Source organism: Pseudomonas sp. PDM30, assembly GCF_019218985.1.
GTDB classification, from domain to species: Bacteria; Pseudomonadota; Gammaproteobacteria; order Pseudomonadales; family Pseudomonadaceae; genus Aquipseudomonas; species Aquipseudomonas jessenii.
This window is the reverse complement of record NZ_JAHUWM010000013.1, coordinates 32,283-47,687: the sequence shown is the minus strand read 5'-3', so window position 1 is coordinate 47,687 and position 15,405 is coordinate 32,283. Positions and strand designations below refer to the sequence as shown.

Sequence of the window (15,405 nt, the reverse complement as noted above, 5' to 3'; positions counted from 1 at the left end):
GCTTTTGTGTAGGAAAATGTACGCAGGGGGGCGCAAAGGTAGGTATCGCCTGACATCCATCGGTAGGCGTTGCGAAGGAAAATCCTGATTTGTTAATTGCAGGGATAAACGATGGTTGTTGCGGCTAAAAACCTCTGTATTAAATGGGATATGCCAGAGCCGGTTTGCTCGGCGTGACTGATGTCACGTCAAGGGCGCGCTTAAAGTCGCTGGGGTTTATAAGGAAATGGAGTTTCGTGAATGGCGTTAACAGGATGCGTAACCCTAAAACGATGGTTGGCTCTAAGCGTACTGATGCTACCGGTATTGCTGGTGACAGTTGACAATACGGTGCTTGGGTTCGCGTTACCAAAGATTGCCGAGGCCCTGCGTCCGAGTGCTAGTCAGCAGTTGTGGATGATCGACGCTTATTCGCTGGTATTGGCGGGGTTGCTGGTGTCGATGGGGAGTCTGGGAGATCGAGTCGGTCATCGTAAGTTGTTGCTGGCCGGATCTTTGGGTTTTGCGATTGTGTCGGTGCTAACCGCGTATTCCGATACCGCTACGCAACTGATTGCCGGGCGGGCTTGTATGGGCGTTTTCGGTGCAATGCTGATGCCCTCAACGTTGGCGTTGATACGTTCGGTGTTCGAGGACCGAGAAGAGCGCAGACTGGCAGTCGCGATCTGGGCAACGACGTTGACGGTCGGCTCGGCACTGGGTCCGTTGGTGGGCGGGGTGTTGCTGGAATATTTCAGTTGGGGGGCGATTTTCCTGTTGGCGGTGCCCGTGTTGGTGCCGCTGCTGATATTGGGCCCAATGTTGTTGCCCGAATCCGAGCGAGATGCTTCAGGACCGCTGGATCCGCTTAGCATCCTGCAATCGATGGTTGCCCTTGGTGCCATCGTTTATGGCGTTAAACACAGCGCCAGTAATGGTATCGATTGGATGACGCTGACGGTGTTTGCAGTAGGCGCAGTTGCGGGCTGGATGTTTGTGCGTCGACAGTTACGTCTGCCAGTGCCGCTGATGGACCTGAGTCTGTTCCGTAGTGGCACCTTTAGCGGCTCTGTCGCGATCAATTTAATGAGTCTCGCGTTTCTCGTCGGCTTCGTATTCTTTACCACTCAGTTTCTGCAGATCGTTCTTCAGATGTCGCCCTTGAGTGCTAGCCTCGCGTTGATTCCTGGTCAGGTCATGGCGATTGTAGTGGGGATGGCGGTCGTGCCTGTTGCACAGCGATTACAGGTGCATGTGCTAATACCGATTCTGATGGCGTTTGCTGGAGCGGCGTTTTTGCTGGTCGCCAGCATGGGCAGTAACCTGACCGTTCTAGTGGTGGCTTTTGCCTTGCTGAACATTGGCGTGGGCGCGATCGCGACGGTATCCAATGATGTGATTTTGTCGGCCGCACCTCCGGCAAAGGCGGGCGCCGCGTCTGCCATTAGCGAAACGGCCTATGAAGTGGGTGTAGTTTTGGGGACGACAGTGCTCGGCGGTGTCGTCACTGCCTACTATCGCGGTGTATTGCAGCTTCCGGGGTTCCTGAGCGAATTGCAGATGATGCTGGCGAGAGAGACGCTGTCTGACGCCTATCATGTGGCGGCAGACTTGTCGGGTGATCAAGCAAGGGAATTGATGGCGCAGGCGGGAAGGGCATTCGAAGGTGGAATCGGTTTGGTTTCGTGGGTGACGTTCGGCTTGGCACTCATGGCTATTTTGATTGCTTGGCGCACTCTGCGGACATCGAAAACGCAATCTGCAGAGGGGCATTGATCGAAGATTGGGCCGCGCATTTCAGCACAATGCTTGCTCGGCGGCCGTCCGCAGGTATGCTGTTGGCCTGCCGAGGAGATTGAAAATGGCCTACGATTTTGACCTATATGTGATTGGCGCCGGTTCCGGTGGTGTGCGGGCTGCGCGGTTTGCCGCCGGGTTCGGTGCGAAAGTGGCCGTGGCCGAAAGCCGCTATCTGGGCGGGACCTGCGTGAACGTCGGCTGTGTGCCGAAAAAATTGCTGGTCTACGGTGCGCACTTCGCCGAAGACTTCGAGCAGGCTTCCGGTTTTGGCTGGGGCCTGGATGAGGCGCAGTTCGACTGGCCGACGTTGATCGCCAACAAGGACCGCGAGATCAATCGCCTCAATGGCATTTATCGCAACCTGCTGGTCAACAGCGGCGTGACCTTGCATGAGGGCCACGCGAAGATCGTCGACCCGCATCAGGTCGAGATCAATGGCGAGCGTTTTACCGCCAGGAACATCCTGATCGCCACCGGCGGCTGGCCGCAGATTCCGGAGATTCCGGGGCATGAGCATGCCATCAGTTCCAACCAGGCGTTCTTCCTCAAAGAGCTGCCCAAGCGGGTGCTGGTGGTGGGCGGTGGCTACATTGCGGTCGAGTTCGCCGGGATCTTCCACGGCTTGGGCGCCGAGACCACGCTGTTGTATCGCGGTGAACTGTTCCTGCGCGGCTTCGACACTTCGGTGCGCAAGCACCTGCAGGAAGAGTTGACCAAGCGCGGCATGGACCTGCAATTCAACGCGGACATCGAGCGCATCGACAAGCTGTCCGATGGCAGCCTGAAAGTCACACTCAAGGATGGTCGCCAACTGGAAGCCGATTGCGTGTTCTACGCCACGGGGCGTCGTCCGATGCTGGACAATCTGGGCCTGGAAAACACCGGGGTCAAACTCGACAGGAAAGGCTTTGTCGAGGTCGATGAGCTGTATCAAACCGCCGAGCCGTCGATCCTGGCGCTGGGCGATGTGATCGGTCGTGTTCAGCTGACGCCGGTGGCCCTGGCTGAAGGCATGGCGGTGGCGCGACGCCTGTTCAAGCCAGAGCAGTATCGTCCGGTGGATTACAAGATGATCCCGACGGCGGTGTTCAGCCTGCCGAACATCGGCACCGTCGGTTTGACCGAGGAAGAGGCTCGCGAAGCCGGTCACGAGGTGCAGATCTTCGAAAGCCGCTTCCGGCCGATGAAGCTGACCCTGACCGAATGCCAGGAGCGCACGCTGATGAAACTGGTGGTGGACGCCAACACCGACAAGGTCCTGGGTTGCCACATGGTCGGCCCGGAAGCCGGTGAAATCGTCCAGGGCCTGGCGATTGCCTTGAAGGCCGGCGCCACCAAGCGCGACTTCGACGAAACCATCGGGGTGCACCCGACGGCCGCCGAAGAGTTCGTCACCATGCGTACGCCGGTCGCCGGTTAAGCGTCCTTCGCTGCGTCTGCCGCTGCCGCAAGGGTCGCGGCAAGACGTACGCGTTCTTCCAGATCCGTCCGGGTCTTGGCCAGATCCATTTCCAGTGACCTGTTGAGCTGCGACTGCTCATCGACGTTCTGCTTGAGTGCCTGGCTTTCCAGCAGGGCGACGCGCAGGCGTTCCTGGAGGAGGGTGCGCTCACCGTCGACGCGGGTGGCCTGTTCCAGCAACTGATCCTGACGGGTATTGCTTTGCTTGAGCTGTTCTTGCAGCAGGCTCAGTTCGCGCAGCGTGCCGCGGTTTTCAGTCAGCAAGCGTTCGTTGTCGCGGTGCAACTGGGTGATTTCATCCTGGCGTACCAGTGCGCTTTGTTGCGCCTGACGCAGTTCCATCTGTATCTGTTGCACCTGGCCTTCGTGGCGACTCATTTCCTGTTCGCGCTGTTCCTTGACCGCATTGCGGTAGTGCTCCAGTGCGTCGCGAGTGTGCAGGTGCTTTTCTTCAAGGGAGCGGATCTGCTCGTCCTTGTCTTTCAAGCGCAATTCGAAATCGGCCAGCGCCTGATTCAACCCGGCGTTGCGGGTTTGCTCCGTTTGCAGCATGGCTCGGGTTTCTTGCAGGGCCTCGGATTCCTGAGTCAGCGCCAGGCTTTGAAACTCGTATTGCTGGTGCAGTTCGCTGTTGTCCTCTTGCGCTTCGCCGAGCTGGTTTTCCAGCGCCTTGCGTTGTTCTTCGTACTGCGCGCGCGCCTGGTCGATGGGCTCTTGCGCCTGCTCCTTGAGTCTTTGCGCGAGCCGCGCCACGAGCGCCATCAGTTCGTCGTCGATTGGTTCTGTCGGCACCTCGACAGGTTCGACCCGGTCATCGAGCTCCTTGAGGTAGCGATGAATCGTGGTTTTTGAGCCGGTATTGCCCATTTCGATGCGTACGGCATCGATGCTGGGGTTTTCGCCGCGGGCGAGGATCGCCAACCGAGCGGCTTGAACCACCGCTTTATTTACACCGCCGCGTGCCATGAGATCTCCCGGGTTTTGATAATGTGGTACGTACCACGTAAATACACATTGTACCATTCAATAGAAAAAGTTAAATGCTGAATGTGATTAACACGGGATATACTGGTATTACCCCGTGTGATCGAAGTTTCTAGGTATTCCTCGCACTGTTTCCGTACACCAACCCTTGTAGGAGCGAGCTTGCTCGCGAAAAACCCGAGAACGCCCCGGGGGCACCTGCCAACCAGCGTTATCGTTGACGACCATCGCGAGCGGGCTCGCTCCTACAGCGTTTTGTGTTTTTAACGCCAGCGGCCGATGCCCCTTGTAGGAGCGAGCCTGCTCGCGAAAAACCCGAGAACGCCGCGGGGCACGTGGCAGCCAGCGTTATCGTTGACGATCATCGCGAGCGAGCTCGCTCCTACAGCGTTTTGTGTTTTTAACGCCGGCGGCCGATGCCCCTTGTAGGAGCGAGCTTGCTCGCGAAAAACCCGAGAACGCCGCGGGGCACCTGGCAGCCAGCGTTATCGTTGACGATCATCGCGAGCGAGCTCGCTCCTACAGCGTTTTGTGTTTTTCGCGCCAGCGGCCGATGCCCCTTGTAGGAGCGAGCTTGCTCGCGAAAAACCCGAGAGCGCCGCGGGGCACCTGGCAGCCAGCGTTATCGTTGACGATCATCGCGAGCGAGCTCGCTCCTACAGTCGGTTAAAACAGGTTCATTTCCTATGAGCGATCTGGATCGCTATCTGCAAGCCGCGACTCGCGACAACACCCGTCGCAGCTATCGGGCGGCCATCGAACACTTCGAAGTCACGTGGGGCGGTTTTCTGCCGGCAACCGGCGACAGCGTGGCGCGCTACCTGGTGGCCCATGCCGGCATGTTGTCGATCAACACGCTGAAACTGCGTTTGTCGGCATTGGCGCAGTGGCACAACAGCCAGGGCTTTGCCGATCCCACCAAGGCGCCGGTGGTGCGCAAAGTTTTCAAGGGCATTCGCGCGCTGCACCCGGCCCAGGAAAAACAGGCAGAACCCTTGCAGCTTCAGCACCTGGAGCAGGTGGTCAGTTGTCTGGAGCAAGAAGTGCAGACCGCCAGGGCCACAGGCGACCGACCGGGTTTGCTGCGGGCCAGGCGCGACATGGCCCTGATCCTGTTGGGCTTCTGGCGTGGCTTTCGCAGTGATGAGTTGTGCCGGCTTCAGGTGGAACACGTGCAGGCCAGCGCCGGTTCCGGCATCAGTCTCTATCTGCCGCGTAGCAAGAGTGATCGCGATAACCTTGGCAAGACCTATCAGACACCGGCCTTGCAACGGTTGTGTCCGGTGCAGGCTTATATCGACTGGATTACCGAGGCGGCACTGGTGCGTGGGCCGGTGTTCCGTGGCATCGACCGCTGGGGGCATCTGGGCGAGGGGGGCTTGCACGCCAACAGCGTGATTCCGTTACTGCGTCAGGCGTTGGCGCGAGCAGGTATCGCCGGTGAGCTTTATACCAGTCATTCCTTGCGTCGCGGCTTTGCCACCTGGGCGCATCAAAGTGGTTGGGATCTGAAGTCGCTGATGAGCTATGTGGGCTGGAATGACATGAAGTCGGCCATGCGCTACATCGAAGCCAGTCCGTTTCTCGGCATGGCGCGTATCACGGAAAAGCCCGTCTCACCCTAGATACCGTTTTCTTCTATTAATACAGCTGGCTAATAGCGAAAGCCAATCAGCAGCATCAGGTTTGCCAATGAGCCTTCCGTTCGTCGAGTGGGTAAAGTTCTTTCCATCAACTTCTTAACCCCCTGACGGAGAGTCAACGATGCCTATCATCAACAGCCAAGTTAAACCGTTCAAAGCTGACGCATTCAAAAATGGCGACTTCGTAAAAGTCTCGGACGCAGACCTGAAAGGCAAGTGGTCTGTAGTGTTCTTCTACCCGGCCGACTTCACCTTCGTCTGCCCGACCGAGCTGGAAGACCTGGCTGACAACTACGACGCGTTCCAGAAACTGGGCGTCGAGATCTACAGCGTTTCCACCGACACCCATTTCGCCCACGCTGCCTGGCACAACACTTCGCCAGCCATCGGCAAGATCCAGTACACCATGATCGGCGACCCGACCCACGCCATCTCCCGCAACTTCGACGTGCTGATCGAAGAAGCAGGCCTGGCTGACCGTGGCACCTTCGTGATCAACCCTGAAGGCCAGATCAAGATCGTTGAACTCAACGACGGCGGTGTAGGCCGTGACGCTTCCGAGCTGCTGCGCAAGATCAAGGCTGCCCAGTACGTCGCAGCTCACCCAGGTCAGGTTTGCCCAGCCAAGTGGAAAGAAGGCGAGGCCACTCTGGCACCGTCCCTGGACCTGGTCGGCAAGATCTAAGTCTGTGATCGCACCATCAGGGCGGAACTCCGCACCTACTCGGTAAGCTGCACCGCCCAATAAAAACGCCCGGGCGAGATTCGCTCGGGCGTTTTTTTATGCCTGCTCTAAATGAATCAGTCAAAAGGAAATCGCCCGTATGTTGGACGCCAATCTTAAAGCCCAGTTGAAATCGTACCTGGAACGGGTCACCCAGCCGATCGAGATCGTTGCCTCCCTCGACGACGGTGCGAAATCCCAGGAAATGCTTGAATTGCTGAAAGACGTTGCCAGTCTTTCCAGCCAGATTACTTTGCTCGACAACGGTGACGATGCACGCAAACCATCGTTCTCGATCAATCGCCCGGGTGCCGATATCAGCCTGCGTTTCGCCGGCATTCCGATGGGCCACGAATTCACTTCGCTGGTGCTGGCCTTGCTGCAAGTCGGCGGCCACCCTTCGAAGGCCAGTGTCGATGTGATCGAACAGATCCGGTCGCTCAAAGGCGAGTTCAACTTCGAGACTTACTTCTCGCTGTCCTGCCAGAACTGCCCGGACGTGGTCCAGGCGCTGAACCTGATGGCGGTACTGAACCCGAACATTCGCCATGTCGCCATCGACGGCGCGCTGTTCCAGGCTGAAGTCGATGAGCGCCAGATCATGGCGGTCCCCAGCATCTACCTTAACGGTGTGAACTTCGGCCAGGGTCGCATGGGTCTGGAAGAAATCCTCGCCAAGATCGACACCAGCGGCATCGAACGCCAGGCCGAGAAGATCAGCGCCAAAGAAGCCTTTGACGTGCTGGTGGTCGGCGGTGGCCCGGCCGGTGCTTCGGCGGCAATCTACGCGGCCCGTAAAGGCATTCGCACCGGTGTCGCGGCCGAACGTTTTGGTGGCCAGGTGCTGGACACCATGGCCATTGAGAACTTTATCTCGGTGCAGGAAACCGAAGGCCCGAAACTGGCCGTGGCCCTGGAAGAACACGTCAAGCAGTACGACGTGGACATCATGAACCTGCAGCGTGCCGACAAACTGGTACCCGGCAAGAATGGCGAGCTGCACCAGATTCACTTCGCCAGCGGCGCCTCGTTGAAGGCCAGGACCGTGATTCTGGCGACCGGTGCGCGGTGGCGTGAAATGAATGTTCCCGGTGAGCAGCAATACCGCAACAAGGGCGTGGCGTACTGCCCGCATTGCGACGGTCCGTTGTTCAAGGGCAAGCGCGTGGCGGTGATTGGCGGCGGCAACTCCGGCGTCGAAGCGGCCATCGACCTGGCCGGTATCGTGTCCCATGTCACGCTACTGGAGTTCGATGTGCAGTTGCGAGCCGATGCGGTATTGCAGCGCAAGTTGCACAGCCTGCCGAACGTCACCGTGATCACCAGTGCGCAAACCACTGAGGTCACCGGTGATGGCCAGAAGGTCAACGGCCTGCGCTACAAGGATCGTCAGAGCGACGAATTGCGCAGCGTGGAACTGGAAGGGATCTTTGTGCAGATCGGTCTGTTGCCCAACACCGATTGGCTCAAAGGCACCATCGAATTGTCGCCCCGTGGCGAGATCATCGTCGACGCTCGCGGTGAAACGTCGGTGCCGGGTGTGTTCGCTGCCGGTGACGTGACCACGGTGCCGTACAAGCAGATCGTGATCGCAGTGGGCGAGGGTGCCAAGGCTTCCCTGAGCGCTTTCGATCACTTGATCCGGACCTCGGCTCCGGCATAAATCGGACGCTGAAAACAAAAAACCTTGTAGGAGCGAGCTCGCTCGCGATGGTCGTCAACGATAACGCTGGTTGGCAGGTGCCCCGCGGCGTTCTCGGGTTTATCGCGAGCAGGCTCACTCCTACAGAGGGGTATCGGCGCCGGCTCTGAAAACACAAAACCCCATGATTGATCATGGGGTTTTGTGTTTCACACATTCCAAATGTTGGATTTGTTGTGCGGGTTACAGCGGTGCTGGCTGAATGATCTCTACCCAATAGGCGTCCGGATCCTTGATGAACGCCAGGCTCTTCATGCGGCCATCGCTCAAGCGTTTCTGGAAATCGCAGCCCAGTGCTTCAAAGCGCTCGCAGGCGGCGACGATGTCCGGCACCGAGATGCAGATGTGGCCAAAACCGCGCGGGTCGGTGTTGCCATTGTGGTAGGCGAAATCCGCATCGTTCTCGGTGCCGTGGTTGTGGGTCAGTTCCAGGATGCCTGGGATCGATTTCATCCACTCGGTGCGCGCGGTGGCGTCGGCCGGGATCTGGTTCTTGTCCACCAGCGCCAGGAAATACAGGCTGAACTCGGCTTCCGGGAAATCGCGTTTTTCCACCAGGGTAAAACCCAGGATGCGTGTGTAGAAATCCAGGGACTTGGTGATGTCCTTGACCCGCAGCATGGTGTGGTTGAAGACAAATTTCTGTGTAGCGGCGTCCGGTTGGGCGGTGACGCCGGGGAAGGTGTTCAATTCGTGCAGGCTCATGGGCCCTCCGGGAAATATGTGGGCTAACGAATGGCGACAATGATACGCAAGGGTTCGGACATCACCAAACCCAAACAGTCGGCTATTGCCTGACAGCCGGCCTGGGCCCAGACTTTACGGCTTGAACCTTGAGTGCTCATTGCAATGATTCGATTCCGTAACGTGCTGTTCATCCTGCTAAGCGTGCTTTCGCTGGCTGGCGCTGCTTGCGCCGATGCGCCAGTGGTGACCTGGCCGCAAGGCTGGCAGGTCGAAGACGTGCCTGAATCGGCGTCGGGGGGCAGTCGCCAGCGGGCGGTGAAAAATGATCAGGATGGATCGCCGCTCATGGTGATGGAACTGACCATGAGCCCGGTGCAAAGCGGTCACCAGGTAAACCTCGAAGGCGTACTGCTGGAGATGCGCAAGTCGGTTCAAAAAGACTTCTTTCAGGGCGGATATCAAAGTGTCTGCACGCGCATTCATTCGACTACGTTGAGTCGATTGGCCGCGCTGGAAACAACCTGCACCATCACGCAAAACGGCAGGCATGTGCTTTCTCAAACATTGGTGGCCGCGGTGGATGCCGATAAGGCCTATGTTCTTTCCTACGCAGGGCAGGCCGAGGCTTATAAGGCGAGCCGGGATGAAATAGACGCTGCCCGTAACAGCTTGAAACTTTAGTAAGCGGCAGTGCTTTTTCGATGCATGAAAAATATTTTAGATATCCAAATGGATTAAGCACAAAGTTGATGGCAGTTAGTAATTGTCGGGTGCCGGCCCCAGGCATTTAGATAGCCCATGAAAAAGCCCTGCATAAGCAGGGCTTTTTTGTCGCCGCGAGAGTTAGCCGCGCAACCAGGAATCAACGGTGGCTGCACCGTACTGTTCTTTCCAGGCTTTCAGGCCGCGGTGGTTGCCGCCCTTGGTTTCAATCAGCTCGCCGGTGTGCGGGTTCTGATAAACCTTGACCACACGGGCGCGGCGGGTTTTAGGGGCGGCTGCCTGCAGCAGGCCGGATTTTGCCGGGTTAGGATCGAGAATGGCGATGATGTCGCGCAGGCTCTTGCCATAGGTTTTCATCAAGCCCTGGAGCTTCTCTTCGAATTCGATTTCTTTCTTGAGCCCGGCATCGTTCTTCAGGGATTCCAACTGCTTGAGCTGTTCTTGAAGGGCCTTTTCGGCTGCACGAAATTCAGCGAGTCTGGACAATATCTTTACTCCAATAGTGTGTTTGGTTGATGCCAACCGCAAACAAAGCTATAAGCCAAGAGCCTTGAAGCGACTCGGTGATAGTGGCTCACCTGCCAATTTAGCGCAGGCATCAAAAATTGTAGTAGTTAATTGGCCAAGAGTAAATCCTGTCTTTTTCTTCATGTAACGTCAGAAGTGTTTTGATTCAAATTGGTGCGGCTAATCGTTTGTTTTGGCGATTGAATTCGCGAGTTAATGGTCGCTTAATGCACTAATGAATTCCGCGCCGGGCATGGGTTTGCCGAACAGATAACCTTGCAGAAAGTTGACCTGGTGAACGCTCAGGTAATCACTCTGTTCGCGGGTTTCGACACCTTCGGCCACCAGGGCAAGGTCGAGTTTGACCGCCAGTTCGATGATGCTGTCGAGGATGTGGCTCGACAGTGTGTCGATGCCGATCATGGCGACAAAACTCTGGTCGATTTTCAGAAAATCGACATTGAACTGCCGCAGGTAGCCAAGGCTTGAATGGCCGGTGCCGAAGTCGTCGATGGCGATTTTCACGCCCAGTTCGCGAAGTTGTTCGAACAGTTGCAGGGTGATGGCCGTGGGCTCGATCAATTCACGTTCGGTCAGTTCCAGTACCAGATGGATCGAGCCTGGCTCGAACGCATCGAGAAACTCGCGGCAATCCTTGACCAGTTCCAGGTCCTGGCAATGGCTGGCGGTGATGTTGATGTCAATGTGAAACGGCTTGTTGAAGCTGGCCGATTGCGGTGCGAGCAGGGCGGCGGTTTGTCGCATCAGTGAGCGGGTCATCGGCACGATCAGCCCGGAGTGCTCGGCAAACGGAATGAACAGATCCGGACGCACCAGGCCTTCCTTTGGGTGTTGCCAGCGCATCAGCACTTCAGCGCCGGACCAGCTTTTACTGTCGCCATGCACCACGGGCTGGAAATACGGAATGAACTCTGAAGCTTCCAGTGCCCGCTGCATTTCCTGGGTAGGTGCCGAGGAGCGCTTTTGCAGGACGTGACCAATAGCCCCGGCAATCACACCGAAGAAAATCAGCAGACTGAGCAGCGGCGGATATTCGCTGCGTATGTATCGCCAGATTTCGCCTTTGGGAAAACCGGCTTCCACGGCAAAAGCATAGTGCCCGGAGGTCAAGTGACTTTGCGCAACGGGCAGGTCAGGCGCAGTGCCGGTATGAACCTTGCCATCGGCGGATATCCAGTCCGGGCCAACTTGCAGCACCAGTAAGGTATTGCGACCGATCAGGCGCAGGGTATTAATCAAGTGATAACCATCGAGGGTCGACAGTGCGCCTTTTTTTCCTTCGCTCACCCGGTACACCAGCACGGCGGTGTTGGGCGTTACCGGATTGCCGCTCAAGAGCCATAAGGCGCCCTGGGTGTAGTCACCGGGGTTGACCTTCTCCTGGTAGTCGCCGAACAGAGAGCTGCAATAGAGGTTGTTGTCCCACACCAGATTGGTTGAACGCACGAAGGGGCGGCGAGTGACCTGCTCGCGCAGCGCCAGTGTGACTTCACCGCAACTTTGGCCTGCCAGCGGCAGCAATTCACGAGCAGCCTGGGCGTTGTTGTCGAGCATCAGGTCGAACTGACGAATCGCTTCTTCGGCGGTTTGTTCGGCGTCTTGTTTGAGCGCACGCCCTGCTTGCATGTAAAGAATGGCGGCCCCCAGCAGCACCGGGAGCAAGCCACTGATCAGAGTAACGGCAATTCTTGTGCTGCGACTGCGGGTCTTGGCTTTCAGCGGCATTCGCGAGTCCTGTCACGAAGATGTAAGGCTCTCAATTGATGGCGGGGCAAAACGCCTCCCATGAAGAGTTCGGGTATGGGCCATGATAGTTGGCCGTTGGCGGTTATGCCGCTCAACGCAAATCAAGGCTTTCGGCCAGCCTGATAAAGGCCAGCGTCGCGGGTGATGCCTGGCGTCGATCGAGCACCGCCAGGCCGACCTGGCGCAACACCGCCGGCGACAGAGGTTTTTTCACGCAGCGGCGGTCAATCTGATTAGGCAATGAACCTTCGGCAACCAGCGTCACCCCGTCGCCACGAGCGACGACATCCAGGGTGCTGATCAACTGCGAGCAGCGATAACGGATATTGGGCGTCAGGCGGGCCACTGTGAACAGACGTGAAACCAGCTCCGAAGAACCGGCCTCGGTCAGCACGAACGGGAAGTCGCACAGATCCTTCAGGCTCAGGCTGTCGTGAACCGCCAGCGGGTGGTCGGCGGGCAGCAGCGCGACCATCTGGTCTTCGATCAGCGCGACCGTGTCGAAACGCTCCTCGGGCAATACCACAAAGCCAATGTCGATCCGCCGTTCCTCCAGCCACTGGAGTACCTGACGGTCGGGGCCTTCGTCGATATGCACCTCGATGCCGGGATGGGCGGCGCGGTACTGCTGCAGAATCAACGGCAGCAATTTGATCGATGAAGTCGGGCCGAAGGAGCCGATTCGCAGCGTGCCGCGTTTCATGCCCCTGGCATCGGCCGCTTCCTGGCGCAGGGTGTTGGCCAGGCCGAGCATCGCCCGGGCGCGCAGCAACAACTGCTGGCCAATGTCGCTCAGTTCGACCTGGGTTTGATGCCGGCGCAGCAGTTCGACACCCAACTCCAACTCCAGGGACTTCAAGGCATGGGACACCGCCGATTGGGAAATACCCAGGCGATTGGCCGCTGCCGTGAAGCCGTGGAGTTCGGCCACGAGGGAGAAAATCTCCAGTTGAGTGAGGGTCATGAGTGTTTGCTCATTTTACGATGACTGGGTATTAACCGAATGATACGGCATCTCTCCAACATCCGGTCCTGGAATCTATGACGATCTGCGAGCAAAGCCTGTCAAAACCATCGGATCTTCCGGTGTATCTGAAACTGGCGGCGGTCACCATGGTGTGGGGTGGCACCTTCGTTGCCGGACGCTATCTGGCCGCTGACCTCAGCCCGCTACTGGCTGCCAGCCTGCGGTTTCTGCTGGCCAGCGTGGTCTTGCTGCTGTTTATACGCATGGCACGCACACCGCTGGTCCGGCCCAGCCCCCGGCAATGGCTGCAATTGTCATTGCTTGGCTTTTTCGGGATATTTTTTTACAACCTGTGCTTCTTTTATGGCCTGCATTACATCAACGCTTCACGGGCATCCTTGATCGTGGCGCTGAATCCGGCGGTGATCGGCCTGGCTTCCTGGTTGCTGTTCAAGGAGCGTTTGAATCGGGCGAAAGTCGTCGGCATTGCGATCTGCGTGGCGGGCGCGAGCATGGTGATCGTCAGTCGCGACCCGCAACTACTGGCCGGCGGCGCCGATGTCTGGCTCGGCGATTTGCTGATTTTCGGCTGTGTCCTCGGCTGGGGTGTCTACTCGCTGTTCTCCAAAGAGCTGAATCACACCCTGGGCCCGGTGCAAACGGTGACCTATTCGATCCTGCTGGGCACCGTCATGCTCTGGATGACCTGCATCGTGCGCGGCGAGGTGAGTGTCGCCGCGATCGCCCAGCTGGGTGCGCAGCAATGGTTGAGCCTTTTGTACCTGGGCGTGCTGGGGTCGGCGCTGGCGTACATCGGCTACTACGACGGTATTCGCAAAATCGGCGCGACCCGTTCCGGGGTGTTCATTGCCTTGAACCCGTTGACGGCGGTGATCCTTGGCGCGCTGCTGCTGGATGAGCCGCTGACGCTGGCCATGTGCCTGGGTGGCGGGCTGATACTGGCGGGGATTTTCCTCTGCAACAAACCCCTTGCGCGGGCATGGAAAAAGGGGATTTGATACAGAAGGCGGACAAACTGATTTACGCTGTGTAGAATCGGGTTACGCATACAATAATAATCGTCTTCTGGCAGCAGAAGCCTCGCCCGCAAGAGCCTTGGGTCGAAAATGAAGATATTCGGGTTTCAACTGATCTACGGTGACTTTCTCGCCCGCAGTGTGCGGGGCATCTCCTGTGCGCCACCCACCGGTCTCAGCATTGCTTACAACTAACCTTTGTTAATTGATAAAAAAATGATGAGGCGCCGACCATGGCAGATTTATACGAAAACCCAATGGGCCTGATGGGCTTTGAATTCATCGAGCTCGCATCGCCGACCCCGAACACCCTGGAGCCGATCTTCGAGATCATGGGCTTCACCAAGGTGGCGACCCACCGTTCCAAGGACGTGCACCTGTATCGCCAGGGCGCGATCAACCTGATCCTCAACAACGAACCCCACAGCGTGGCTTCGTATTTCGCGGCCGAGCACGGTCCGTCGGTGTGCGGCATGGCGTTTCGTGTCAAGGATTCGCAAAAAGCCTACAAGCGTGCCCTGGAACTCGGCGCCCAGCCGATCCACATCGAAACCGGCCCGATGGAACTGAACCTGCCGGCAATCAAAGGCATCGGCGGCGCACCGTTGTACCTGATCGATCGTTTCGGCGAAGGCAGCTCGATCTATGACATCGACTTCGTGTTCATCGAAGGCGTCGACCGCCATCCGGTCGGTGCCGGCCTGAAGATCATCGATCACCTGACCCACAACGTGTATCGCGGTCGCATGGCCTACTGGGCCAACTTCTACGAGAAGCTGTTCAACTTCCGCGAAATCCGCTACTTCGACATCAAGGGCGAATACACCGGCCTGACCTCCAAGGCCATGACCGCACCCGATGGCATGATCCGCATCCCGTTGAACGAAGAGTCGTCCAAGGGCGCCGGGCAGATCGAAGAGTTCCTGATGCAGTTCAACGGCGAGGGCATCCAGCACGTTGCGTTCCTGTCCGATGACCTGATCAAGACCTGGGACCACCTGAAAAACATCGGCATGCGCTTCATGACCGCTCCGCCGGAGACCTACTACGAAATGCTCGAAGGCCGTTTGCCGAACCATGGCGAGCCAGTGGACCAACTGCAGGCGCGGGGCATTTTGCTGGACGGTTCGTCCGAGTCGGGCGACAAGCGTCTGCTGCTGCAGATCTTCTCGGAAACCCTGATGGGGCCGGTGTTCTTCGAGTTCATCCAGCGCAAGGGCGACGACGGTTTCGGCGAAGGCAACTTCAAGGCGCTGTTCGAATCCATCGAGCGTGACCAGGTTCGTCGTGGTGTTCTCTCCACTGACTAATCCGTTACACCGATAAAAACTGTGGGAGCGGGCTTGCTCGCGATAGCGGTAGTTCATTCAACATTAATGTTGAATGACACACTGCAATCGCGAGCAAGCTCGCTCCCACATTTT

The 15,405-nt window shown here is 57.7% G+C and carries 13 protein-coding genes; 8 read left to right on the top strand and 5 right to left on the bottom strand.

All coding sequences use genetic code 11. The features are described from left to right. Positions 1 to 240 precede the first annotated feature (240 nt). Positions 241 to 1,755: an MFS transporter gene (locus tag KW840_RS25285; protein ID WP_218498161.1), complete on the top strand. Its 1,515-nt coding sequence runs from the start codon at positions 241 to 243 to the stop codon at positions 1,753 to 1,755. A gap of 85 nt (positions 1,756 to 1,840) precedes the next feature. Next, on the top strand, positions 1,841 to 3,199 hold the full coding sequence (gene gorA, locus KW840_RS25280; RefSeq protein WP_218498160.1) for a glutathione-disulfide reductase: 1,359 nt from the start codon (positions 1,841 to 1,843) through the stop codon (positions 3,197 to 3,199). On the opposite strand, the gene KW840_RS25275 is transcribed toward gorA, so the two are convergent. Then, the gene (locus KW840_RS25275; RefSeq protein ID WP_218498159.1) at positions 3,196 to 4,206 is read right to left on the bottom strand and encodes a DNA-binding protein; all 1,011 of its coding nucleotides are present in this window, start codon (positions 4,204 to 4,206) and stop codon (positions 3,196 to 3,198) included. The genes gorA and KW840_RS25275 overlap by 4 nt on opposite strands. A 704-nt stretch (positions 4,207 to 4,910) precedes the next feature. Here KW840_RS25275 and KW840_RS25270 point away from each other — a divergent pair. The 3 genes from KW840_RS25270 to ahpF all read left to right on the top strand — a co-directional run bounded on the left by KW840_RS25270 (position 4,911) and on the right by ahpF (position 8,254). Further along, complete coding sequence (locus KW840_RS25270; protein ID WP_218498158.1) at positions 4,911 to 5,849, top strand: site-specific integrase; 939 nt, start codon at positions 4,911 to 4,913, stop codon at positions 5,847 to 5,849. A 139-nt stretch (positions 5,850 to 5,988) separates the two neighbouring features. Next, positions 5,989 to 6,552: an alkyl hydroperoxide reductase subunit C gene (ahpC, locus tag KW840_RS25265; RefSeq protein ID WP_007975937.1), complete on the top strand. Its 564-nt coding sequence runs from the start codon at positions 5,989 to 5,991 to the stop codon at positions 6,550 to 6,552. A 139-nt stretch (positions 6,553 to 6,691) separates the two neighbouring features. Next, positions 6,692 to 8,254, top strand: a complete 1,563-nt coding sequence (ahpF, locus tag KW840_RS25260) for an alkyl hydroperoxide reductase subunit F (RefSeq protein WP_218498157.1) — start codon at positions 6,692 to 6,694, stop codon at positions 8,252 to 8,254. Positions 8,255 to 8,476: 222 nt separating this feature from the next. Here ahpF and gloA read toward each other — a convergent pair whose 3' ends face one another. Continuing rightward, complete coding sequence (gene gloA, locus KW840_RS25255; RefSeq protein WP_057714666.1) at positions 8,477 to 8,998, bottom strand: lactoylglutathione lyase; 522 nt, start codon at positions 8,996 to 8,998, stop codon at positions 8,477 to 8,479. 144 nt (positions 8,999 to 9,142) lie between these two features. Between gloA and KW840_RS25250 the strand changes: the two genes are divergently transcribed. Then, complete coding sequence (locus KW840_RS25250; RefSeq protein ID WP_218498156.1) at positions 9,143 to 9,661, top strand: DUF4946 domain-containing protein; 519 nt, start codon at positions 9,143 to 9,145, stop codon at positions 9,659 to 9,661. 162 nt (positions 9,662 to 9,823) lie between these two features. Here the strand turns inward: KW840_RS25250 and KW840_RS25245 are convergent, their stop codons facing one another. From KW840_RS25245 to KW840_RS25235, 3 genes are all read right to left on the bottom strand, one after another. After that, on the bottom strand, positions 9,824 to 10,189 hold the full coding sequence (locus KW840_RS25245) for a histone-like nucleoid-structuring protein, MvaT/MvaU family (protein WP_008051761.1): 366 nt from the start codon (positions 10,187 to 10,189) through the stop codon (positions 9,824 to 9,826). 234 nt (positions 10,190 to 10,423) lie between these two features. Next, complete coding sequence (locus KW840_RS25240; protein WP_218498155.1) at positions 10,424 to 11,956, bottom strand: EAL domain-containing protein; 1,533 nt, start codon at positions 11,954 to 11,956, stop codon at positions 10,424 to 10,426. A gap of 112 nt (positions 11,957 to 12,068) precedes the next feature. Further along, positions 12,069 to 12,941, bottom strand: coding sequence for a LysR family transcriptional regulator (locus KW840_RS25235; protein WP_218498154.1), 873 nt, complete (start codon positions 12,939 to 12,941; stop codon positions 12,069 to 12,071). Positions 12,942 to 13,018: 77 nt separating this feature from the next. Here KW840_RS25235 and KW840_RS25230 point away from each other — a divergent pair, with 77 nt between their 5' ends. Then, the gene (locus tag KW840_RS25230) at positions 13,019 to 13,963 is read left to right on the top strand and encodes a DMT family transporter (protein WP_218498153.1); all 945 of its coding nucleotides are present in this window, start codon (positions 13,019 to 13,021) and stop codon (positions 13,961 to 13,963) included. A gap of 251 nt (positions 13,964 to 14,214) precedes the next feature. Further along, on the top strand, positions 14,215 to 15,291 hold the full coding sequence (hppD, locus tag KW840_RS25225) for a 4-hydroxyphenylpyruvate dioxygenase (protein ID WP_218498152.1): 1,077 nt from the start codon (positions 14,215 to 14,217) through the stop codon (positions 15,289 to 15,291). The last annotated feature ends 114 nt before the right edge of the window (positions 15,292 to 15,405 follow it).